Raw genomic sequence first — 22,350 nt, forward strand, 5'->3', positions numbered from 1 at the left:
ATGTTGCTACCAATTTTGCAAGTGAATGCGGAAGAGCTATCTCCCTATGCGATCGTGTGCGGCGATCCGTTTCGAGCTGAAATCATCGCTAGTCGATTAGATAATGCGAAGGAGCTTGCTTTCAGTCGGGAATACCGGACATTTGTAGGGGAATCTGAGGGTGTACGGATTACTGTTGTGAGTCATGGCGTTGGATCTCCTGGTGCAGCGGTGTGCTTTGAGGAGTTAATTAAAGGCGGCGTGAAGACACTCATTCGCGTCGGTACAGCGGGTTCTTACTCGTCAGATGTTCCACCGGGCAGCTTGATCGTCAGTACAGCGGCTGTACGGGAAGAGGGTTTAACCAAGCAGTTAGTCCCACATGGTTTTCCGGCAGTAGCGGATCTTGAGGTTGTCAGCGCTTTGTACGAAGCGGCAAGCGAGACAGAAGGTCTAGTCAAAAAAGGAATTACAGTTACCTTAGATGCTTTCTTCCAAGGTGTAGTTGAATTTCCTCATCGGGCGTACAAGCAGGCTGGCGCGCTTGCCGTCGAGATGGAAATCGCAGCCCTGTATGTCATTGCCTCCTTACGGGGCGTACGCGCGGGTGCGATTGTGGCTTTGGACGGTTATGCCGACGCGGATTTGAAAGAAGTTTACAATCCGCACACAGATGTTGTTGCAAATGCGGTTGAGCGAGAGATTCAAGCTGCGATAAGAGCTATCGTTAAGCTGCATGCAACTGAATAGGTTGATAAAAAAATTTCCTTAAATGGAAAAGAAAGAAGCAGTTCTCCACTACAATCGGGAGATCTGCTTCTTTCTTTGTATCCAAACAAGAAAAAGAGCCATTCGGCCCTCTCTTGTTAAAACGTATTATAGATATTTTGGCACGTTTCCGCCGTAGGCTGGTAAAAGCAATGCTTCTTGAAACGAGCCACTAAGGGTTGATTATACCAAGTAGGCGGGCAATCACCTTTTGGTCTGAAATACCACAAGCTGAATTTCGCAGGCCAATGGCGTTCGCCGTTTACTGCTCTTCGTGCCAAGCGTATTTCGCGTTCACGGGCGCTTTGATAAAAGTAACCATGCAGGAGTGCTTCAAAGGCATGCGGTTGGTTGACCATTTGCGGAATTGTGCAGATCCCCTTGAAATCCGAACAATTGGCTCTGACTCGATTGATCCCTACATTGCCTACAAGCTGCATGCCCATTATTCCTTCGCCTTCTGCTTCAGCTCGAAGTAATCGCGCCAAGAGGTTGATATCCTGATCCCTCGCTTTAACAACTGCCATGAGTTCACCCCAGTCTAGATGTGTAGTTATAACAATATATTGTTATAACTAGGTTAGGTGACAGTCTAAGCGGGAATTTTTTGGCGAATGCCGTTATTGAAATAAATACCTTAAATATGCGCCGATTACGTCTCGGGATTTTCCTTCAGATGGAAGCACATGGCTATCCATCCCTGGGAGCACATTGACTTCAATGATGCCGCCGCCGGTGATGGATACAGGTTGGGAAATATGAGGGCATCTTAGATCAATGCCCGCTACATCAATGCCTAGCAAATCAGCAGCTTTGATAGCAATATCAATGTTTTCCATGCAGATCTCATCGGTTCGATCGATGTTGGCGCCGCCTGTAAAGTCATTACTATTTAATCGAACTTGAACAAGCTCACCAAGCGGCAAAATACTACTTAGCTGTAGCTGTAAGGATTGCAGGTGTAAAATGAGCGGTTGGTCGATCGGGATATGCATGAGCGGTGTATTTTGATCTTTCGTTCCACGTCTAGGATCTTGATTGGCTCGTTCAATAAGTTCTTGAATCGTGGACACGCCATCCCCAGTAACCGATGGCGGACATGTTTCTAAGACGCCGACAACGGTTTTATCGATGACTAGAATTCTGTAATCCCGGCCTTCGGCTTGCTCTTGCAAAATAACATGCGAACTGAAGGAAAGGGCGTGCTCTATGGCTGCTTGTAGCTCAAGCGGGTCGCGAATATTCATCACGATGCCGACACCGCGATTCGTATTAAAAGGCTTAACAACCAAGGGAGCGTGCTGGCGCAAGAAGGATTCCGCTTCCACACTGTATGCTTGTACAAGGCAAAAGTGCGGAATTGGCAATCCGGCGTCTCTTAGAAGGATGTTGGTGGCTACCTTGTTCGTGGAGAGGAAACCAGAAATAAAGGGCAGCTTGTTAGATCTTGTTTTGTTAATGTAGATGCGTTTAATCCCATTGTCGAGAAGAAGTATATCTTCTAAACCAGGAATGAGCGGTTCGCAAATAATGCCCATTTCTTGGGCTTTTTCCTTAATTAAACGGTTATGAATATTGGTTACTTGCATGTGAACTCACCTCTTTGGATATTCTTGGATATAAGCATATATAGCCCAATAAACATAGTAGACAGCAAGCACTCATCAGGATAAGAATGGAGGCAATGCTAACTTTCTCAGCTGCAGCGCTGGCAAGAAAGACGCCAAGTGGAATGAATCCGCGATCTGCCATAATGACGCTCATTAATCTCCCACGAAGCCCCTCTGGAGAGGAAAGTTGAAACACAATTCGTATGGAAGTGCGAAATGCTTGGCTGAACAATCCCATAAGAAATAAAGCAATAGCAGCAAGTACAAAGTAATGGCTGAACCCTAATACAAACAAGGAACAAGTGAAGCCTAGCGCAAACCATGGCGTCCATGGAAGGAATCGTTTGGAGTCTATACGTGTTAAGGCAAACGCCCCAAGCACCGCTCCTGCGGCTGTTGCTGTTAATAGGTATCCGAATGTTGCAGGTCCGGTTTGAAGCATTTGCAGGACATAGATTGGAACCAAGGAAGAATAAGAGAAGCCAAAAAGCATGAAGCATACGCTCAAGATAAGAAGGAACAACAATCTAGGCTGTGATCGCAGGAACGAGATAACCGCTCCAAACCCAGCAGATGATGCTTGGGGTTCTTGGACAGGTACGGCTGATTTCCGCGGTATGGCAAACAAGCTAGCGAACACAGCAAGCTGCGCAAAGACGTGAAAGATAAATAAAGGTGCGACTCCGACACGGGCGATCATAATCCCCGCTAAGGCAGGACCAATCATTCGAGCCACATTCAGCATGGTGGTGTAGAGGGCGACACCGCTGGCGATACCATGAGGTGGGACAATGTCGGGTAATAGCGCGTTCCGCACAGGGGGTTCCATCTCATCAAATAACCCTCGAAGAATCACTAGTGTTGAAAGAATCCACATATTCTTCTGACCGGCAGCTACGTACCAAGCTAATATGGCGCCCAAAATCAGGATGGGGATATATAAAATAATAAGTAAAGTACGTTGTGGGAAACGATCAGCGAGCCATCCACCCAAGAGACCTATGAATAAAGCGGGCAACAAACGGAAGAAATTAATCATTCCTAAATAAAAAGGAGAGGATGTCGATTCAAGTACGTACCAATTTAGAGCGGTAACACCGACATAATCTCCAATCGAAGAGAGTAAGCTCCCGGTAAAGAAACGGCGATATACAGGTGAGCTCATTGCGGATACTTGTTTCATTGCCGCTGCGCGCCATTGTCGTAGAGTGGGTTCGCTATCCGCATGTACAAATAGTTTTTGACATTACCTTCAAGGCGCATCCTGGTTAAAGCTTTAGTCTCCACATAAGGGGCAAATAACTGCTGCTCATCCTCAGCTGCATGGTCAGCGAAGCTTGGATCTAGTTTCCACTGCGCATACAGAAGCCTGCATTTTGATTGTACAATTAGCCAAAAATACGATTCAGGCAGGCAATAATAATCGCTTAGACAGTGGACAATTTCACCAAGGTGATTTTGCATGAGCGCATGAATCAGTTTATTTCTTGCTTCATGAGCAGTTGAAAGTATGGAAGAATCAGTCGAGCAGGCCAAGCTAATGCCTTGACGCTCTAGCCGATTTCGATCGACCCTGGCACCGCCTAAATCGCGCACCATTATTCGTTGGGGGACGCCATGTTTAAAAACGAGAAGGCTGTTTTGTAGATGAGCCTCTAAGCCAACGCCATACTTACTGAGCAGTTTCAGCGTGCTTAAAACGATCTCGCAATACGCATTGAAAAAAGAGCATACCCCAGATTGTGGCTCTTTACTTGGGTAGCCCTCCTCGATAAGTTGAACAATAAGCGGCGTTCTTGCTTGATGAACAGACTCGACAAGCGCTGCGCCCACAATAATGACCTCGTCTTCCTTGCGGTATTGATCGGGATTCTCGCGCAGCAAAAAAGCCAAATGCTTGGCTTTGAGAGATCTGTCGCCCTCGATTGGAGAGAGGTAATTGATACCGCCAAGCTCGGCAAGCAATTGAATAACAGAGCTGCTTGTCGGCTCCAGCTTCATTATTGCAAGAAGCGCTTGAGTCAGCAGCGGACCATTTTGCACAGCTTCGTTGGAAAGAGCGCGAATGGCGCTCGTTGTTTGGACGTTGATTGGCAATTTAATATGCGGAGGCACAAGATGAGCGACATCCGGTAAGACGGTACGAACTGAGAGAGTAGGCCATGCAGGTAAAACGGACTCTAATAACAGAATGTGACCGCTTGCGAGATCAGCGCTAAAAAGGGTTGGCAGCGTGTGCTTCCATTGCCAAGGATGAACGGGAACGACGACGTAATCGCTGCTGCAATTCAGTCCCAAACGACGATGCAACTCAGCTTCCAAACCCTCAACGAGTTGAAAAAAAACCTTGTTTATTTCAGCTGTGGATTGTGTCGGGAAAGATGCTTGCACATATTTTCGCTGCACAGCGGCAAAGCGCAAAGAGACTCGTTCCCCGAATTCAGGTGAATAACGAAAAACTTCTTCCGGGCTCATACCGATCTTGCTTTTGGCCCCAGGGTGAATGGAATGCCCATTAAATGCTTGCTGCTCATACCACCAGGTCGCATATAATTTCGTTGGAGAGGGGATTGGAAGAATGGATGTAGAAGAATCGTGTTGATAAGCTTGCCAGGCAAGTGCAAAGGCGAGATTAGCTGAGCTATTTGCGATTTCATACAGAAATGAAGTGATTTGTTGCGGTGGATAATCGCCCTCTGCGGAGATGAATTCAGCAAGCGATAAGGGGGATAGCTGAGTAGCAGTTGCGTGGCCCTTGGACAGAACTTGGGTATCTATCGTTTTTAATCGTGAAAATGATAATTGCTTGGTAATTGAAAAGAGGAGATGTTTTTCGCTTTTTTCAAAATAATAAGCCATTTGCTTAGGAACATCCGATTCTGTAGTTAGCTCGTGACAGGCTCGATCATCAGCCAATTCCCGCATCAAGGCGTTAACCAACCGGTCAGCAATTCGCTCGCGAGCAATGGGGAGTAAGCTGTTGAAATAGGAAACTAGAAACGGTTTGTTGGCTTGAATAAATGTAGCGGTAAGTAATTCTTCAGGCGTATAAGTAATAGCGTCGTTTACAGGAAATGACACAAGGACACCAGCCTTCGTCTAGGAAATAAGTACATATGAATTGGATATTATGAAAATGATTCTCATTATCGTTTGTCGCACAATATAATATCATTAACATTTATTCCTTGTCAATACTATCCATTTTTATAAAATAAGGGTTGCTAATAGATGGAAAACGCAGGTATAATCTCGTATGATGATAATGATTCTCATAATACTACTTTTTGCAAATAAAGGAAGGAAGCTGTCATTGATGATGCATGCCATATCCCCATTACAAAAGTTAGACAAGGAAGAGGAGCAAGTTCTCTTGCACTTGAAGGCCAATCAGCCAGAATTAGTTGATCTGTTTGTTTCTTATGTTGACCAAGCTCGCAAAGGTATTTTACATCGCTTCATGCAATCTATCTTGCGTGAGAATATGATTGGATTAGCTCAAGACGCAGTTGTAAAAGAGGAGAACTCGCTTCTCATTCGAGTATCAGCAGATGTTTCTCTTCACGTACCATTAGGTCGATTTTTTTCGTTCGGCCGATTTGATATCGATGGGGATATTCGGAAAGTAAGCGATCAGCACAATGAGGTGATTAAACATCCGACTGAGGTATTGGATTTACTGAAACAAGACGAGGGAGATGAAGTTAACGAGAGTGAGAAGCAGCATAGATGGCAACGATTCAGAAGCGAATTAAGCAATAGCGCAGCTAACTTGGCTCTTGCTTATGCAGGTGTGCAATGGCGGAAACGCGAACTGGCTAAGGGCATGCAATCCGAAATAACCAGCTCGTTGTTGTGGACGCGCAAGCAAAGGGAACAGGATGAGCACTTCAGCCAGCTGACGTTTTATGAGCAGTGGATTGTCGAGGGTCACCCTATACATCCTGGAGCGAAGCTTCGCATGGGCATGGATGTGAGGGATGTTATTCAAAGCTCGCCTGAGTTCAGTGCGCTAATCAAGCCTGTGCTTCTAGCGATAGCAAAAGGCGAATCGCGTGAAAGCTCGATAGACGGACGAACTTCCAACGAGATTTTAGAACTGGATTATCCCGGTGTGCTTCATGAAGCACAGCATTATTTAGCCAAGCAAGGCCTTAGCTTAAATGATTATCGGCTGATACCCGTCCATCCTTGGCAATACGAGAATGTGATTCAGCATATGCATCAGCATGGCATTCAAAGTAAGCATATTATCCGACTTCCCGATGCCGGTATTGAAACTGCGGCACTCATGTCACTACGTACACTAGCTCCGCTTCAAAAGTCAGGAGACTCGCGTCATCACATCAAAACAGCACTTGCCATCCAGACGACAGGCACCATGCGCACAATTTCCGCAGCCTCTGCGCATAATGGTCCGATTGTATCCCAGCTACTAGAAGATATTCTTAAAAAAGAACAGTATTTTGATCATAAGTTTTTCAGCGTGCCTGAGTGTTTAGGTATTTATTATGATGCTTCAGATTCTACCCAAACAGACGCGCACAGAGCAGAACTTAATAAAAATCTCATTACAATCCTTCGTGAAAATGTAGAATCCTTGATTGCCGACGACGAAACAGCGATGCCTGCATCAGCTTTATTAGCCATATCTCCTTGCAGCGAGAAACGGATTGTGGAAGAGCTTCTCGAGGAGTTCATGCAGCATCACGCTTATACAACAAGGGAAGAAGCAGTGATTTCTTTTATACGTGAATATGCCGTAGTGACGCTTCCAGCGTGTTTGACGCTATTCAGCCGTTATGGAATTAGCCTTGAAGGACATTTGCAAAATTGCATACCTGTCTTTAAAAACGGTCTGATCGTACGCATGTATATGCGTGATTTTGGCGGCGTACGGATGCTGAAGGATCGCTTGCAGCGGCAAGGTATCGTTTGGGATTTTCACCCTGCCTCCATTACGCTGACGGATAATGAGCGCGATGTGCGCAACAAGCTGATCTATCCAGTTATTCAAAATCATTTTGGTGAATTGATTGCTGGCCTTGCTCGCTGCCTTCATATGGATGAAGCCTTATTATGGAATCCCGTCGCCCAAACATGCAAAGAAGTGTACGGATTGCTCAAGCAGGATCAACAAATAGCCGAGCAAGCTCAGCGGGATGAAGATTGGCTTTTTGCCCAACATGTAGAGCTGAAAGCCATGACTACCATGCGATTGCTTGGGAAAATTTCTAGCTACACGTACTCCGAAGTTCCTAATATATTAGCGGAGTTATAAAATTGTTGTTGACATTCGATGTTGATAATGATTATCATTTGAAGATGAATACATAAAATAGAAAAAATTATATTTATAATTTTAAGGGGAGTGCAGTGAAAGTATGTTGGTTAAATCAAAGGGGTTATCGGTATTTGTGTCCGCAAGCGTCATGGGAGCGTTGTTGTTAACAGGATGTGGGAGTAAATCGGCAACTACTCCGTCGGCGGCTACAACATCAGCAGCATCAACTTCGACAGCGGTAGTGTCCGCTTCTCCTGCTGCTGCTCAAGCTAAGGCCATCAAACACATTTGGGGCGAAACGCCAATCCAAGGCGTACCGACCAAGCCAATCGCGTTGGATTTCTTCATCGTTGACATGTTGGTATCCCTCGGGATATCTCCAACAGGTATCGCTGGTACAGGCGCTACTCGCGTACCGGCCTATATAAAAGACAAGGTTACTTCATTTACAGATGTTGGCGAGCGCAAAGCGCCAAATTTGGAAGTTATTAGCTCTGTTAAGCCTGATTTGATTATTGCAAATCCGGAGCGGGCTAAGATGATAAAAGGGGATTTGGAGAAAATTGCTCCATCCATCGCGTTAAGCGATAAGACCTACCAAGTTATTTTGGATGATGTGGACTTACTAGGCGGTATTTTTAATAAACAAGAGCAAGCCAAAAAAGTTCGTGCAGATCTGGAGAAGAAAATCAGCGACGCGAAGGGAAAGGTGAAAAATCAACCTACAGTACTAGTCGTTGGGGCATTCGACGATGAAATGACCGTTTGGGTTAAAAAGTCTTTTCCTTCAAGCCTGTTAAATGATATTGGGTTTAACTATGCATTTGCCGGTGAAAAGGAAAAATCAGAAGGCACAGCAGATATAGCTACGATGACAGTAGAAAAACTGGTGGAGCTGAATCCTGACGTTGTGTTTATTTATGGAGATAGTGTAGATAAAGTGAAAACGAATCCTCTTTTCAAAAACAGCAAAGCCTCAAAAGAAAATCATGTGTTTGTGGTTGAACAAGATCTATGGGCGCGTGCAAGAGGGCCGATTGCGGCTGGTCTTATGATCGATCAAGCCGTCAATTTCGTGAATGGCGAGGCGAAAAAATAATAAAATGGCGAGGTATTTAGGCGTATTTTGCGGGCTAACGCTGCTTCTTGGTATATTTGCATGTGTAGCCCTTAGCTGGCATGTCAAAGGGCTAACGCTTGATCATGTATCTGAAATCTTTCATGTGAAGGCTGAAGACAGTCTGATGGTTTACACGGTCTGGAACATTCGACTTCCGAGGGTGCTCTTGGCCATTCTGCTTGGGGGAGCGCTCGCCGTGGCAGGATGCTTGCTTCAGGGCATTACCCGGAATCCGTTAGCTGATCCTGAGATCATCGGAATCAACCAGGGAGCGTCTTTATTTGTGGTGTTGGGTTTACTGTTGCTCGGCACCAAAGATGTTTCTTTTCTTATCATTGTCTGTGCATTTTGTGGTGCAATCGCTGGAGGAAGTGTGGTTTACATGCTATCCCTCCGAAGTCGATTCACACCAACACGCATGGTGCTTGCCGGGATTGCGGTATCACTCTTTTTTAGCTCCGTGACAACGGGGCTATTATTGATGAATGAGACGACGTTGTCGAATTTAATTTATTGGATGGCCGGTAAATTGTCAGGGGCAGAATGGGCGGATATTCGCCTTTCCGTTTTTGTTTTATTGCCAGTGATTGTTCTTAGTTGGCTGCTTAGTCCACAGTTGAATGTTCTTCTTTTCGGCGATGATGTAGCGGGAAGCCTTGGGCAGAATGTGAAGGTTATTCGGCGTATAGCGATGCTCATGGTTGGTGTGTTAGTAGGAGGCGCTGTGGCATTAGCTGGACCTATTGGTTTTGTAGGATTGATGGTGCCGCATATGGGACGCATGCTTTGGGGACACGATTATCGAATCATGGTTCCACTATCTGCACTGTTGGGTGCTAACTTGCTTTTAGCTTCCGACCTAGTGGGTCAAATGTTGTTTTACCCGGTTGAAACACCTGTAGGTATTCTTACAGCTTTATTGGGTATCCCATTTTTTCTTACGCTAATGCAGAAGAAAAAGGGGGAAGTTCTATGAATACGCGCGAACAGTTTGTGAATCGGCGTTTTCTCCTTGTAAGCTTACTTGGGCTGGGTCTGCTGCTTATTTTTTCCTTACTTAGTTTATGGCTTGGGGCGGTTCATACTTCTTTGGCTCAATTGTGGCAAGTCTTTAATGGGGAAGGAATCGTATTTGAATACCGCTTACCACGACTAACCGCTGCTATCCTAGTTGGCATGAACCTGGCAGTGGCCGGTTCTATGATGCAAAGCATTACGCGAAATCCAATGGCTGCGCCCGATCTGATCGGTATCAATGCGGGAGCTGGACTTGTAATTGTTTTGCTAATTCTCACGGTTCCAGAGTTTTCGCCAATCGTGCTTCCAGTAGCTGCATTTGTAGGAGCAGCGGCAGCTGGAGGACTCGTCTATGCACTTGCTTACCGGAAGAAGGGCTTTACGAATTCACGCCTTGTGCTAAGTGGGCTAGCGGTGGGTAGCGGGCTTCACGCCTTGATTACCCTCGTGTTGGTTAAATATGCGCCTAACGCTTCACAGGCTTTGGTTTTTCTCAAAGGCAGCTTCTACGCGCTTTCTTGGGAGCGGGTAGCATGGCTTGCTCCATGGACGATTTTAGGAATTCCCCTTGCCTTCTTCGTATCCCGTCATTTGACGCTCTTACAGCTTGATGAATCCGTTATTGCTGGTCTAGGCATTCGAGTGAATCGAATGCGCTTGATGCTGCTAGCTCTGGTTGTCGTGCTAGCTGGAAGTGCTGTAGCGATCGCAGGTACGATCGCCTTTGTAGGGCTTATTGTGCCACATTTGGTCAAGTACGTCATTGGCCCGAATTATAAGCTTTCAACACCGCTTTGCGCTTTATTTGGAGCCTTGCTTGTCGTCATGTCAGATATGATCGGACGCATAGTGATGCCCCCAGCGGAGCTTCCTGCCGGTATCGTGACCGCCATTCTCGGCGCCCCCTATTTTTTATATTTACTAGTAAAAAAATCGTAATGTCTCCCTAAATGAGAAACGAGCCTTAGAAGCGATTCTAAGGCTCGTTTTTATTCGTGCGCGATATCTAAACTTTTTTGCTCTTTACTAGTATACAAACGAGCCTGCGCTTTCCTTATACTTGAAGCAACAGGGAGGTGTACGGTATGAAGACAAGCGAGATTCACATACCAAACGTACAAGTCAAAGCAGGCAAGAAAATCAAAAGATGGGAAACGCCTTATATAGGTTACTTATTTATGGCGCCTTGGTTGATTGGACTGTTCATTTTCATTTTATGGCCGATGGCGTTGTCTGTTTATTATTCGTTTACCAATTTCTCTTTATTAGCGAAACCGACTTGGGTAGGAACGAGTAACTATTCGCAAATTTTAGTCGAAGATGATAAATTTCTTCAATCTTTGAAGGTTACGCTGCAATTTGTCGTGATATCGGTGCCCTTAAAGCTCATTTTTGCTTTGCTAGTCGCTATGCTTCTGCGCAAAGAGATCAAAGGCATGTCCTTTTACCGGACATTCATTTATTTTCCTTCGCTGATCGGAACGAGCATTGCGGTTTCTATTCTTTGGAAGCAAATTTTCGGGCAGGACGGCTTTATTAACCATATTCTCGGTTACTTCCATATTACTGGGAAGGCATGGATTGGTGATCCGAGTTCGGCATTAGGAACTTTAATTATTTTGGCCGTTTGGCAGTTCGGATCGACGATGGTCATTTTCTTAGCTGGTCTGAAGCAGATTCCAGGCGATCTGTATGAAGCCTCTTCGGTGGATGGCGCCTCCAAGCTTAGACAGTTTTTCTCCATCACCCTGCCGATGCTTTCACCGATTATTTTATTCAATTTGGTGCTTGCGACGATTCAATCGTTTCAAATGTTTACGCAAGCCTTCATTATTACCAAAGGTGGGCCTGCTAACTCTACGTACATGTACGCATTGTATTTGTACGAAAGGGCTTTCGATCAACTTCAAATGGGCTATGCATCTGCCTTGGCCTGGATCCTGCTTATCGTAATCGGAGTTGCTACAGCACTCATATTCGCCTCATCAAGATATTGGGTATTTTATGAATCGGAACCAGGGAGGAAACAGAAGTGAGCAAAAAAATATCAGGCAGACACATAGGTATCCTTCTTTTCTCTATCGTCATGATATATCCAGTCCTGTGGTGGGTAGGCGCATCGCTTAAGCAGGATAGTGAATTAACCTTGCCGGGGTTATTTCCCCAGCATCCCGTTTTGGACAATTTCGTGAAGGGATGGAGCGCCATCCCGAAGTTCTCATTCACTCATTTCTTTGCGAATACGTTTGAATTAGTCATTATTTTAATCGTTTTATCGCTCATTTCCTGCAGTATCACCGCATTTGCGCTAGCGCGATTGGACTTTCCGCTGCGAAAAGTGTGGCTCGGTATCCTGTTAGTGACGATGATGCTTCCCGCTCAAGTGACCTTGATTCCTCAGTACAGCATGTTTCATTCGTTAAACCTAATAAATACGTACATGCCGTTTATTATTCCTCATCTGTTAGCAGGCGGAATCGGTGGCTCGTTCTTCGTCTATCTGCTAGTCCAGTTCATGCGCGGTATTCCTCGGGAGCTTGATGAGTCAGCCAAAATGGATGGCTGCAGTTGGTTTGGTATTTACTGGCGCATCATGCTGCCTTTAATTAGACCTGCCTTGGTTACGACCGCCCTTTACTGCTTCTTATGGAATTGGGATGATTTCTTCGGCCACCTTATTTATATTAATTCTGTCAGTAAATACACGGTTGGCTTAGCGATTAAGCTGTTCGTTGACACACAGTCCGGCGATGGCTCTTGGGGACAATTGCTTGCCATGTCGCTGGTTTCCATTGTGCCGTCCACGATTTTCTTCTTCGCTGTCCAAAAGCAATTCGTCGAGGGCATTGCTGCGGGGGCACTCAAAGGTTAAAATAGAAAAGCTACGTTTACGTAGCTTTTTTTCTCTTGCAGGAGGTGCATCCTTGACGAAAAATCCGTTCAAAAAATTTGGCATTGATTGGTTGCTTTTCGGTGGGTTTGCTTTGCTTATTTTTATCTTAGTTTCGATCATGACGTGGTTTAATTCGAGCTTTACGACGAAGGAATCCGTTCAAAGCGTTTCATTTTATCAGCAGAAGCTGCTTAACCGCATGGGAGATGAGCTGAGTAACCAAATCAAATTTATTGAGCAAACCGCGTCAACGACATCGTTTAATAATGATTTACAGCAGTTCTTATTTTCTCAGCAAACGGATGTGCTGCGGTTTCAAGATATGAAAGGAACCTTTTCGAACATTGTTTATACGTCCTCTTTTATCAAATCCATTTCGATATTTATAGAAGATCCCAAGTTAACGACAGATATGTATAGCCCTGTTCAAATCCTAGATCTTCATAATTTGAAGAAGGAGCCCTGGTATTCTTTGATTGAAAATACGTCGCAAGCATGGATTCCAGAGCATTCCGTTCAGAGCTATTTGAAAAATAAAACGCCTATGATCAGCTTTACGAAAAAAATTGTCTCTGATTCGGGACAGGATTATGGCGTGATTATGCTGAATGCGAGTGCGGCGAATATCCAGAAAACGATGACAAGTGAATCGGAGGATGTCAGTCGGCTGCTGATTGACCATGAAGGAAGGCTGATTACTTCGATAGGCAGCCGCAGCGAATCCTTTTATAAGAACAATTACAAGCAATTCGCAGAGCAATTAAATCGCCAGAGCGGCTACCAGCGCATCCAGCTTCGCGACGATAAGGATCAGCTCATGGTTTGGTCCAATTTGGATAATTCCGGGTGGTCGATCATCGAATTAACGCCATGGGAGCAAGTGACCGAGAGCAGCGTGAAAAGTGCGCAAATATCGTTGTATATTGGGTGTATCGCCCTCGCCTTTGCGCTAGCGATCGCGTTATTATTATCCCGAGGCTTTACGAAGCCTTTGCGTTTATTGGTTAAACGAATGAATCAGTTCTCGCTAGAGAAGCCATCTGCGCAGCTGCCGTCCGATTATAAGAATGAGTTCGGTTCTTTGTTCCAGGGGTATACGAACTTGCAGGATCGCATCGGTGAGCTCTATCTCTCCTTGGAGCAGCAGTACCGCTTGCGTCAGGAAGTTGAAGTGAAGGCGCTCCAGGCAATGATTAATCCGCATTTTTTGTATAATACGCTTGATCAAATCAATTGGATGGCCATACAGGCTGATCAGTCGGACATTAGCAAAGCGATCTCATTGCTAGGGCGCATGTTTAGGATAGGACTTTCCAACGGGGAGGGACTGATTCGCATCTCAGAGGAAGTTCTTTATACGGAATGTTATTTGTCCATTCAACAAATTCGTTGGGGCGACAATCTTCAAGTGGCGTTTGAAGTCGAACCGCAATGCGTTGACTATTATATACCCAAGCTTACCTTACAGCCTTTTATTGAGAATGCGATCGTTCATGGCTTTAATGGAAGAAGAAAAGGCCATATTCGCATCATGCTGCATCAGGATGAACACGGCATTCAGGTTCAGATTGTCGATGACGGAAGAGGCTTGCAGGATGGATGGGATCAATTGGCGGGAAGAACGACTGGCGGCTATGGGATCAAAAATGTCAAGGAGCGAATAACTGCTCTGTATGGAGCTTCCTATGGCATTCAAATGAGCAGTAGGCCTGAAGGCGGCACGCAGGTTGAAATCCATTTACCTGTTGTAGAAAGATGAGGATGAGAGGAGGGAATTCCTATGTGGAAACTGGTTGTCGTTGACGATGATTATCACATTCTTCAAGGGTTCAAGAAAGCCATTGCTTGGGACACACTTGGAATCGAATGGGTCGGTGAGGCAGAGAACGGACAGGATGGCTATGAACTGATTGTTCGGGAAAAGCCGGATATCGTCCTGACCGACATTTATATGCCGCAGTTGAATGGGCTGGAGATGATTGAAAGGCTGCGCAGCGAAGGAATTGAAGCCAAGTATATCGTGCTAAGCGGTTACTCCGATTTTGAATATGCGCGCAAAGCACTTCGGTTGAATGTAGCCGATTATTTGAGCAAGCCTGTCACATTGGATGATTTGAAACAAGTACTGAATAAGGTATTGGACACGCTGCACGAGGAAATTGAAAATCGTCAGGAGTTCGTTTCGCTTACAGATAAAATTTCGATGTATGAGCCTTTTGTTCAGAAGCAATGGCTGCGGACACTCATCTCAGGGGCAACCGATCCCATTATCCATATGCAGCTGCCGGAAGCATTCTTATCGTGGGATCAGCAGCGTCATTTCGTAATGGCGGTAGAGCTATTGCGAACGCCAAGAATTCGCAATGCAAGCATGCAAGACTGGTATTTGTTCAGATTTGCTGTAGGCAATGTGATTAAGGAGCTGCTTGCCCAGCACTGGCCGGATTCGCAATTCATCGAAATTCAGAGCAGCCATATGATGATTGTTCTCCATCGTGAAAGCGAAGCGCAGGAGCTCGCGGTGATCGAACAAATTACGAATCTAGGACACGAAATGGTACGCTGTATGGAAACCTACCTTCAGCTTCAGGTGCGGGTCGGGGTGGGCAGCCCGCGTTCAGCTTGGAGAGAAATCTCCGATTCGGCCGAAGAGGCTTTTCAGGTGCTAAGCACCGAACAGGTCCATTCTGCGAGTGTTCAGTTCTATAGTCAGTTTAAGGGGACGCAATCGGAGGGAACTGATGTTCTCTATCAGTTAGAAACAGGACCTGTGAAGTTTTTTCAAATTCTAGCCGATTCTTTGCGCTATATGCAGATGGATCAAGCTCGCCAAATCGCACTTGATTTCTTTGGACAATTTGAAAATCGGCCAGTCGATTATTCGTACATGCGTAATTTAGGATTGCAATTGTGGGCGGTACTTGGATATGCACTGAACGATTTGGATCATACGATTCAAGAAACGTATCCGATGATTGATATTCAAAAAGAGATGGAACATATTTATCGGTACGATCAGCTAGAAAAGTGGCTGTTAGATAAGCTTGAGCAGCTATATGGAAACCGGGTAACGAATGAAAACCCTCGTCATAAAGAAGCCGTCGAATTTATGATTCAGTATATTCATGAACATTACGCGGAGGACATTACATTAGAAACGTTAGCGAATAAGATTTTCATTTCGCGGAACTATTTGAACAAAATATTCAAGAAAACCACGGGTGAAACGTTCATGAACTATTTAATTCGCGTCCGCATGGAGAAGGCAGAGCTGCTCTTGCTGCAAGGGAAATGGATGATTTATGAAGTTGCAGAGCAAGTCGGTTATTCCATTCCTTCCTATTTCAGCACGGTGTTCAAAAAATACACAGGCAAAAATCCAAGTGACTTAATGAAGGAAAGAGACTCGAAATCTGACGAATTGTGCGATTTCTAACGATAATGATTCATTTGTGATCTATCAGATTGCTTGTAACCGCTTTATACTTTGTGAGGAAGGTATTCATCTCATACGAAGAAAAGAGGGTTTTCAATGAAAAAGAAATGGTTGAAGATGCTTACAGGCACGATGATGGTGGCCTCTGTTGTTTCGCTTTCCGCATGTGGCGCCGCAGGCAGTCCAGATTCGACGCCGAAAGCGGATGCCAAAAAGACGACTTCTTCTCCAGCAACTGCGGATAAGCCAATTACGTTGCGAATCGTATGGTGGGGCTCTCAGACACGTCATGAAGCAACGCAGAAAGTGTTGGATTTATATACGAAGAAGCATCCGAACATTACATTCGAACCGGAGTTTTCTGGCTTTGACGGCTATTTCCAGAAGCTGTCCACCCAAGCAGCAGCTCATAATGCTGCTGACATTATCCAGATGGACGCTGCGTACTTGGCTGAATATGCGGGTCGCGGTCAATTGGCTGATCTAAGTGAAGGGGTTAACTTGGCAGATGTCGATAAGACATTAGTTGACTCTGGTAAATATAGTGGTAAGCTCTTTGCGGCACCGCTTGGCAATAATGCTATGGGGATGGGTTATAACAAAGCAGTAGTTGACACACTAGGAATCAAAGGGCCGAGTGACGGCTGGACGTGGGACGACTATTTCCAATTCGGGAAAGACGCTAAAGCCAAGCTAGGCGCTGATAAATTTGCGCTCTATAACTCTCTGAATGATTTGTTTACTTACGACATGTATCAACTGAGCAAAGGAAAAGGATATTCGGTTACGCAAGATGGCAAATTCAACATCGACAAAGATACGTGGATCGAGTGGGCGAATAAGAACATTGAGCTGATCAAATCGGGCGTGACCCTTCCTCCAGACCAATGGGCAACTGACAAAATTGGCGATCCAAAACAGGATGTAGTCATCAATGGAAAGTCACTCATTCGCCGTACTTATGCATCTGAGTTTCCAGGTATGGCTACCAATTTGAAAGGCGCTGGTTTAGTCACAAGTCCCAAAGGCAGCGGCTACTTGAAACCTTCTATGTTCTGGAGCGTGAGTGCTGATTCCAAAAATGTGGCGGAAAGCAAAAAGTTTATTGATTGGTTCATTAACGATGCGGAAGCAGCAGATATGCTTGGAACAACAAGGGGCATACCAGTGTCCAAGAAAGTACTTACGGTCATGGAACCGAAGTTTAGTCCGACAGACAAAGCGCAAGTTGATCTTATTAATAAAACAGCACCGACGGCTCAGCCTTTCAATCCAGGCGCAGTAGGTTGGGGGAATTTCCAAAAAGATTATGCAAGCATCGTCGATTTACTTTCTTTTGGGAAAAGCACAGTAGACAAAACGTATGATGAAATTGTTAAAAAAGCAAAAGAATACGAGAAAAACGCTTCTCAAATCGCTAAGTAAATCCATAATTCCTAGAGTAAAGCAGGTTGCTTGTTGAACCTGCTTTTTCAACTAAATATGGCTTGATGGATGAGTTGGCATCTTAACGTAGGAGGTCCCTATGCAGCTCGGTAATTTGGCTCAACAACCTAGACCAGATATGATTTTGAATCGACATTTGAGAGAGAATCCATACTTCATGAAATATGAAGTCATGGACACGCATTTTCAGATGGATTTCCATATGCATATTGGCTATGAAATTTACTTTTTTCATCAGGGTGAAGGTTCTTTTTTAGTTGAGGATCGGGTATATGGTTTGGCTGGCAACGACATGATACTGGTCAATCCCTTGGCCGTTCACAAATCTTTTTTGAGCTCAGCTCAAGGTTGTACGCGTACAGTCATTAACTTTCTTCCTGAGCTAGTCGATGCCAAACATCGCGACAGGCTATTGCAGCCTTTTGATCTTAAAAGTATGGTTAAAGGTCAGTATCTATGTATAGGGGCAGACGCGCAACAGCGTATTTTTTATTTATTGAAGCGCATGTACGAAGCGTACAGCGGACAATCAGGCAGCGATGAAATGGCGTTTTGCATTTATTTAAATGAGCTTTTATTGGAGATCTATCGTTTAAGTGAAGCGGATTCGGAGCGACCGCTGCTCCAGACGGATACCCCTATGCCAAACTCAATCGTCGATAACATGATGCAATACTTAGCTGAGCGATATGCGAACAAAATTTCTTTAGATCATCTAGCGGATCATTTTTTTTTGAACAAGCACTATATTTGTCATTTATTCAAAAAGAAAACCGGCTATACGATAACCCAGTTTTTGCTCCATATTCGGATCAGGCATGCGAAAAAATATTTGACTTATTCGGATTTATCCATTTCAGAAATCGCGGGAAAAGTAGGCTTTAACAGCTTTTCGAACTTTGCTCATGATTTCAAGAAAGTGGTGGGCATTCCGCCAACGATTTATCGTAAAAATGGTTTGCAGCTAACAGATAAACAAGGTTAAGAGCGCAATTTTCACGTAGGTTTAAGCAATTCGCAGATAGAGAGGCGCTACCTACAGATGTATAATGAAAGCGTTGTCAAATGAGATCCATTTAGGAGGAATGAATGATGTTGCAACCTAAGACTATACAAAAGGTGCTAATCTTTGTCGTGATGCTAAGTCTTCTGTTTCAGGGAATCAGTTATGCGGCCGCAGATTATCCTCACGGAAAAGTGCCGATCAAAGATATTTATCCAACGCAGCAAAGCGTCATGGACAATCTAACGATTCAAAAGGACAAGCTGCTAGTCGGACAGCAGCCGGATGGCAATTTTGAAGATTTCCCGCATAATACGAATGTGGTGGCAAATTGGAATTTCGAGAATGGGACAAGCACACCGACGGGTTGGTTATCCCAAACCTATGCAGGTTCTCCAACCTATGCTTATGTGACCAATGATAGCGCTAACGCTCAAGCAGGCAAGAGATTGATCCAAATCAGTTCGAGCTCAGCCGCCAGCCAGGGCGCATGGAAAACAAGCTTAACCGGCATTTTGCCAGGGCAAAATTATTATTTCAGTACCTATTACAAAACGAATAATCTTGCTTCTACAGATCGGGGAGTAACGGCTCGGATATCTTTCCTTGATGCGGCTAATAACTCCGTTGCAGCAAGTGTGTACTTCGACGGGAAGCCGGGGACGCAAGATTGGATCGAGCTGAAAGGGGACGTGGAGATTCCAGCACTTGCAGCGAATCTTGATCACGTAGATATTGAATTGCTGTTGTGGAACGCGACCGGAACGGTATCCTTCGATGCTGCTCGCCTAATGAATCGTAAAATAGCTGCAAATAAAGAAGGCGCGAAGGAAACAGGTTTCGAGAATGTGACGATTGATACGACCAATAACTATGCAGCGCCTTGGAGATTAGTTACTTCTGCGGGGAGTCCGAATGTATCCATCGATGCCAGCCAAGCCAAATTAGGTGCGAAAAGCGCTAAAATTACCGCATCTTCCGCAGCGACGGCATCGTGGACGCAGGACGTTCATTTAACGAAGAAAACGTTTAATATTTCAACTTGGTACAAAACGAGCAATATCGTTTCATCCGATAAAGGTGTTGCGATAGGCATTCGTTTCAAGGATGCGAACAATGGGGATACGGCTCCTGAGGTGTTTTTGAACGGCAGTACGGGGACCAAAGATTGGACGCGTCTTGCAGGCCAGTTCACGGTGCCTAATGTGACTGCTCAGGACCATGTTGAAATTTCCCTGTATCTTTATAATGCCACAGGCACTGTGTGGTTCGATGAACTGCAAGTCGAATATGCCAATGTGCTTATCAATGGAAGCTTCGAGGCATCTGCGAGTGGAACGGCGCCTGATTCCTGGACCTATTCAGCGCCAGAGGGAAGCCCTAAACCAACGAAGCTGTATGAGGTAAGCGGAGCGAACGCGAACAGTGGCGCATATAGCGTGGGCATTAACTCCACTTCGACAACAGGCCGAGCTTACTGGTATCAACCATATACGGGAACGTATCGAGAGGGTGACGGAAGAGTATTTAAAGCGAAATACAAGACATCAGCTGTCTTTAATTCGGATGCTACTCAGACTTCGAGTGGGGTAACACTACGTGTTAATTTCTTGAAAACGGACGGGACGAATGCAGGTAATTCCGTCATTGTTACAGCTCCGCCATCCACCACTTGGCAGGAAATTAGCACCGTGTTTAGCGTGCCCACTGGAACTGTGAAGATTGAAGCGAATTTGGGCTTATGGTACGCCGAAGGGACGGTTTGGTTCGATGATGCCGAATTGGTAGCACCAAGGCAAGGCGGCGATATGACAGATAATACGATAGGTGGAGCAGCTCTACTAACCTATTGGTGGAATCAAAATGGTAAATCCGATGCCGATGTACAGAAGGCTGCTCAAAAAGCGATCGATTTTTATATTAATAAACGAACCTACACAATCGACAACCCAGATACAACCTACTTAAGAACGCTCAACAGCGGTGGATACTATAACCGTTTCTATATCGATGGAGAAAGCGATGCGATTGGGGATTATCCAACAACGGCATGGGCGTTAAACTCGATTGGCCAAATATTGAAATATGGGGCGGAAAGCGGACAGCCTCAGCTTCTTACAGCTCAGCAAAAAACTACGCTTGAAGCTATTGCAAGATCACTTTGGAGATGGTTGACGCGAACCTCTATCTATAACCCGCAAAATGCCGACAACCAAGCGATTGGAACGGTCGTTGGCGGACTTACGCTAGGCAAGGTCTTGAATGATACCGCCTTGCAAAACGAGGCGATAGCTTACTACAATACAGGAGTTGCAGGCACAAATAACCCTGTTAACGATCCGGGTAACGGTGGCGCATTTGGTGGCGTCAGAAATGATCGTATTGCGGTGAATGGACATATGATTTTCGATGAAAAAGAGAAATTCGACGCCCATTATGGATTCTATGCGTTGTCTTTCTTGTCCGATTTGTATCTGCTTGTTAACGATAAAACCTCCAATTTCTACCTGGATGGCGTTGAAATGGCGAAGTACATCGATGAGCGCTTGTCAGAAAACGGATGGTTATATTTCGGTTCCAGACATGATGAGTCTGATGGAGACGAAGGAAACATTACGTTCTACGGAAATAATGTATTCAGTCATGAGACGGGGTACGATCTTGGCAGGCTGTTAGCGGTTAGAGTCAATTTCGCGGATAGCAGCTATACACCGGAAGTGATCGGACATCGTGCGCATTCGAATATTGAGATGCATGATCATTTCAAATCTTGGAGCGGCAGCAAGCCGAGCTTCAATAATGAATATAGTTTGAGTAAAAACAACGTATCGGTTTATTTCAATAAAGCAGGTGCGAATCTGGCTACGCCTCAAGCGATTTCCGTGCAAGGAACTGCTTTCACAGAAGGGGCTGTTGCTGGCAGCAGAGGGGAAGGACTGTATTACAAGGATACGAATAATGCTTGGAATTTTTTGGTCAACTCCTCTTCAGGCACGAATAAATATGTTAGTACAACGAACTACCAAGTACGTAAAGTGGATAAAACGAATTCTGCGTTGTCGAACACGCGTAATGAATACTGGGTGACTAATGGCGATACCCTGTACAACATCATGGCGGTCAAATTTAACGCTAACGTATCCGTAAAAGCTTTGAATCACTTGGTTGGCATGCCTTATATGTCCAGTATGAATCGAATCATGAACGTGTCTAATGGCACTGCGGTCTTGGATTTGGCTCAAAATAGCGGTTCGATTAGCGGAACTCAGCTTACCATGGATAGCTTGAAATTGAACGGCTGGCCGAACCTCGTCATGGAAAATAACACGGACGCAAGCAATTTTGGATTCAATGTACTAGGTAATTATTATAAAACGATTGAAAAATTGCGGGAGAATCCCGATGAGGGCAGCAAAGCCAACTTCACATGGGGAAATATTAAAAATACGGATCGGTTAAATGTTAACGTAATCGATAGCGCTTCTAATGTTTCTTATGCTAGCGGGGAGTGGGTCGTTATGGTATTAAAATATTCGGCAAGCGGAAGCGCAGAAGGCTTCACGGTCACACCGACGTATACGAATGCAAGTACGAAAGCTTTGAGTAATTTGATTGTTGAGGATAACAAAATGAAGTTTAGTCTCACTTGGCCGAATGTCACGTTCACCGACAAGGCGAGCTCGGAAACGATTTCCTACTAAAAGGGAGAAAAGCAATATTACGATAGTTTTGAACAATAAGAGAACAGCCTTCTGAGGCTGTTCTTTTCTATAATGGAAGTAATTATAAAAGAG

Annotated in this window: 16 protein-coding genes; 12 read left to right on the forward strand and 4 right to left on the reverse strand. The window is 45.0% G+C overall.

All coding sequences use genetic code 11. The features are described from left to right. Nucleotides 1-729 (forward strand): nucleoside phosphorylase, encoded by a 729-nt coding sequence (locus GK047_RS03050; protein WP_163940951.1) that lies wholly within the window; start codon nt 1-3, stop codon nt 727-729. Between the two features lie 116 nt (nt 730-845). On the opposite strand, the gene GK047_RS03055 is transcribed toward GK047_RS03050, so the two are convergent. From GK047_RS03055 to GK047_RS03070, 4 genes are all read right to left on the reverse strand, one after another. Then, a complete protein-coding gene (locus GK047_RS03055) occupies nt 846-1,274 on the reverse strand; it encodes a cell wall hydrolase (protein ID WP_163940953.1) in 429 nt (142 codons plus the stop codon). 93 nt (nt 1,275-1,367) lie between these two features. Continuing rightward, nucleotides 1,368-2,336: a hypothetical protein gene (locus GK047_RS03060; RefSeq protein ID WP_163940957.1), complete on the reverse strand. Its 969-nt coding sequence runs from the start codon at nt 2,334-2,336 to the stop codon at nt 1,368-1,370. Continuing rightward, nucleotides 2,314-3,540 carry an MFS transporter gene (locus GK047_RS03065; RefSeq protein WP_163940960.1) on the reverse strand — a complete coding sequence of 409 codons (1,227 nt, stop codon included), beginning with the start codon at nt 3,538-3,540 and terminating at the stop codon, nt 2,314-2,316. The genes GK047_RS03060 and GK047_RS03065 overlap by 23 nt, the downstream gene beginning before the upstream one ends. Beyond that, nucleotides 3,537-5,438: an IucA/IucC family protein gene (locus GK047_RS03070; RefSeq protein WP_163940962.1), complete on the reverse strand. Its 1,902-nt coding sequence runs from the start codon at nt 5,436-5,438 to the stop codon at nt 3,537-3,539. Before GK047_RS03070 ends, GK047_RS03065 begins: the two co-directional genes overlap by 4 nt. A 235-nt stretch (nt 5,439-5,673) precedes the next feature. Between GK047_RS03070 and GK047_RS03075 the strand changes: the two genes are divergently transcribed. The 11 genes from GK047_RS03075 to GK047_RS03125 all read left to right on the forward strand — a co-directional run bounded on the left by GK047_RS03075 (nt 5,674) and on the right by GK047_RS03125 (nt 22,257). Continuing rightward, nucleotides 5,674-7,638, forward strand: a complete 1,965-nt coding sequence (locus GK047_RS03075; protein WP_163940964.1) for an IucA/IucC family protein — start codon at nt 5,674-5,676, stop codon at nt 7,636-7,638. Between the two features lie 103 nt (nt 7,639-7,741). Next, a complete protein-coding gene (locus GK047_RS03080; protein ID WP_163940966.1) occupies nt 7,742-8,740 on the forward strand; it encodes an ABC transporter substrate-binding protein in 999 nt (332 codons plus the stop codon). Nucleotides 8,741-8,744: 4 nt separating this feature from the next. Further along, nucleotides 8,745-9,737, forward strand: coding sequence for a FecCD family ABC transporter permease (locus GK047_RS03085; RefSeq protein ID WP_163940968.1), 993 nt, complete (start codon nt 8,745-8,747; stop codon nt 9,735-9,737). Then, entirely contained in the window at nt 9,734-10,717 is a 984-nt protein-coding gene (locus tag GK047_RS03090) for a FecCD family ABC transporter permease (protein WP_163940970.1), read from the forward strand. The genes GK047_RS03085 and GK047_RS03090 overlap by 4 nt, the downstream gene beginning before the upstream one ends. Nucleotides 10,718-10,863: 146 nt before the next feature. Further along, nucleotides 10,864-11,814 (forward strand): carbohydrate ABC transporter permease, encoded by a 951-nt coding sequence (locus GK047_RS03095; protein ID WP_163940973.1) that lies wholly within the window; start codon nt 10,864-10,866, stop codon nt 11,812-11,814. A gap of 50 nt (nt 11,815-11,864) precedes the next feature. Further along, on the forward strand, nt 11,865-12,650 hold the full coding sequence (locus GK047_RS03100; RefSeq protein WP_163943584.1) for a carbohydrate ABC transporter permease: 786 nt from the start codon (nt 11,865-11,867) through the stop codon (nt 12,648-12,650). 52 nt (nt 12,651-12,702) lie between these two features. Beyond that, the gene (locus GK047_RS03105; RefSeq protein ID WP_163940976.1) at nt 12,703-14,430 is read left to right on the forward strand and encodes a sensor histidine kinase; all 1,728 of its coding nucleotides are present in this window, start codon (nt 12,703-12,705) and stop codon (nt 14,428-14,430) included. A gap of 21 nt (nt 14,431-14,451) precedes the next feature. Further along, on the forward strand, nt 14,452-16,107 hold the full coding sequence (locus tag GK047_RS03110; RefSeq protein ID WP_163940980.1) for a response regulator transcription factor: 1,656 nt from the start codon (nt 14,452-14,454) through the stop codon (nt 16,105-16,107). A gap of 96 nt (nt 16,108-16,203) precedes the next feature. Continuing rightward, entirely contained in the window at nt 16,204-17,532 is a 1,329-nt protein-coding gene (locus GK047_RS03115) for an ABC transporter substrate-binding protein (RefSeq protein WP_163940983.1), read from the forward strand. Nucleotides 17,533-17,632: 100 nt separating this feature from the next. Then, on the forward strand, nt 17,633-18,538 hold the full coding sequence (locus GK047_RS03120) for a helix-turn-helix transcriptional regulator (RefSeq protein WP_163940986.1): 906 nt from the start codon (nt 17,633-17,635) through the stop codon (nt 18,536-18,538). A 104-nt stretch (nt 18,539-18,642) separates the two neighbouring features. Continuing rightward, nucleotides 18,643-22,257, forward strand: a complete 3,615-nt coding sequence (locus GK047_RS03125) for a hypothetical protein (RefSeq protein WP_163940989.1) — start codon at nt 18,643-18,645, stop codon at nt 22,255-22,257. The last annotated feature ends 93 nt before the right edge of the window (nt 22,258-22,350 follow it).

The sequence above is a fragment of the Paenibacillus sp. SYP-B3998 genome (assembly GCF_010820665.1).
Taxonomy (GTDB): Bacteria; Bacillota; Bacilli; order Paenibacillales; family NBRC-103111; genus Paenibacillus_E.

What these genes read in the sequence shown, in the direction of transcription:
- GK047_RS03050 (WP_163940951.1), top strand. Translation starts at nt 1, where the DNA reads ATGTTGCTACCAATTTTGCAAGTGAATGCGGAAGAGCTATCTCCCTAT.
- GK047_RS03055 (WP_163940953.1), bottom strand. Translation starts at nt 1,274, where the DNA reads ATGGCAGTTGTTAAAGCGAGGGATCAGGATATCAACCTCTTGGCGCGA.
- GK047_RS03060 (WP_163940957.1), bottom strand. Translation starts at nt 2,336, where the DNA reads ATGCAAGTAACCAATATTCATAACCGTTTAATTAAGGAAAAAGCCCAA.
- GK047_RS03065 (WP_163940960.1), bottom strand. Translation starts at nt 3,540, where the DNA reads ATGAAACAAGTATCCGCAATGAGCTCACCTGTATATCGCCGTTTCTTT.
- GK047_RS03075 (WP_163940964.1), top strand. Translation starts at nt 5,674, where the DNA reads ATGATGCATGCCATATCCCCATTACAAAAGTTAGACAAGGAAGAGGAG.
- GK047_RS03080 (WP_163940966.1), top strand. Translation starts at nt 7,742, where the DNA reads ATGTTGGTTAAATCAAAGGGGTTATCGGTATTTGTGTCCGCAAGCGTC.
- GK047_RS03085 (WP_163940968.1), top strand. Translation starts at nt 8,745, where the DNA reads ATGGCGAGGTATTTAGGCGTATTTTGCGGGCTAACGCTGCTTCTTGGT.
- GK047_RS03090 (WP_163940970.1), top strand. Translation starts at nt 9,734, where the DNA reads ATGAATACGCGCGAACAGTTTGTGAATCGGCGTTTTCTCCTTGTAAGC.
- GK047_RS03095 (WP_163940973.1), top strand. Translation starts at nt 10,864, where the DNA reads ATGAAGACAAGCGAGATTCACATACCAAACGTACAAGTCAAAGCAGGC.
- GK047_RS03100 (WP_163943584.1), top strand. Translation starts at nt 11,865, where the DNA reads ATGATATATCCAGTCCTGTGGTGGGTAGGCGCATCGCTTAAGCAGGAT.
- GK047_RS03110 (WP_163940980.1), top strand. Translation starts at nt 14,452, where the DNA reads ATGTGGAAACTGGTTGTCGTTGACGATGATTATCACATTCTTCAAGGG.
- GK047_RS03115 (WP_163940983.1), top strand. Translation starts at nt 16,204, where the DNA reads ATGAAAAAGAAATGGTTGAAGATGCTTACAGGCACGATGATGGTGGCC.
- GK047_RS03120 (WP_163940986.1), top strand. Translation starts at nt 17,633, where the DNA reads ATGCAGCTCGGTAATTTGGCTCAACAACCTAGACCAGATATGATTTTG.
- GK047_RS03125 (WP_163940989.1), top strand. Translation starts at nt 18,643, where the DNA reads ATGATGTTGCAACCTAAGACTATACAAAAGGTGCTAATCTTTGTCGTG.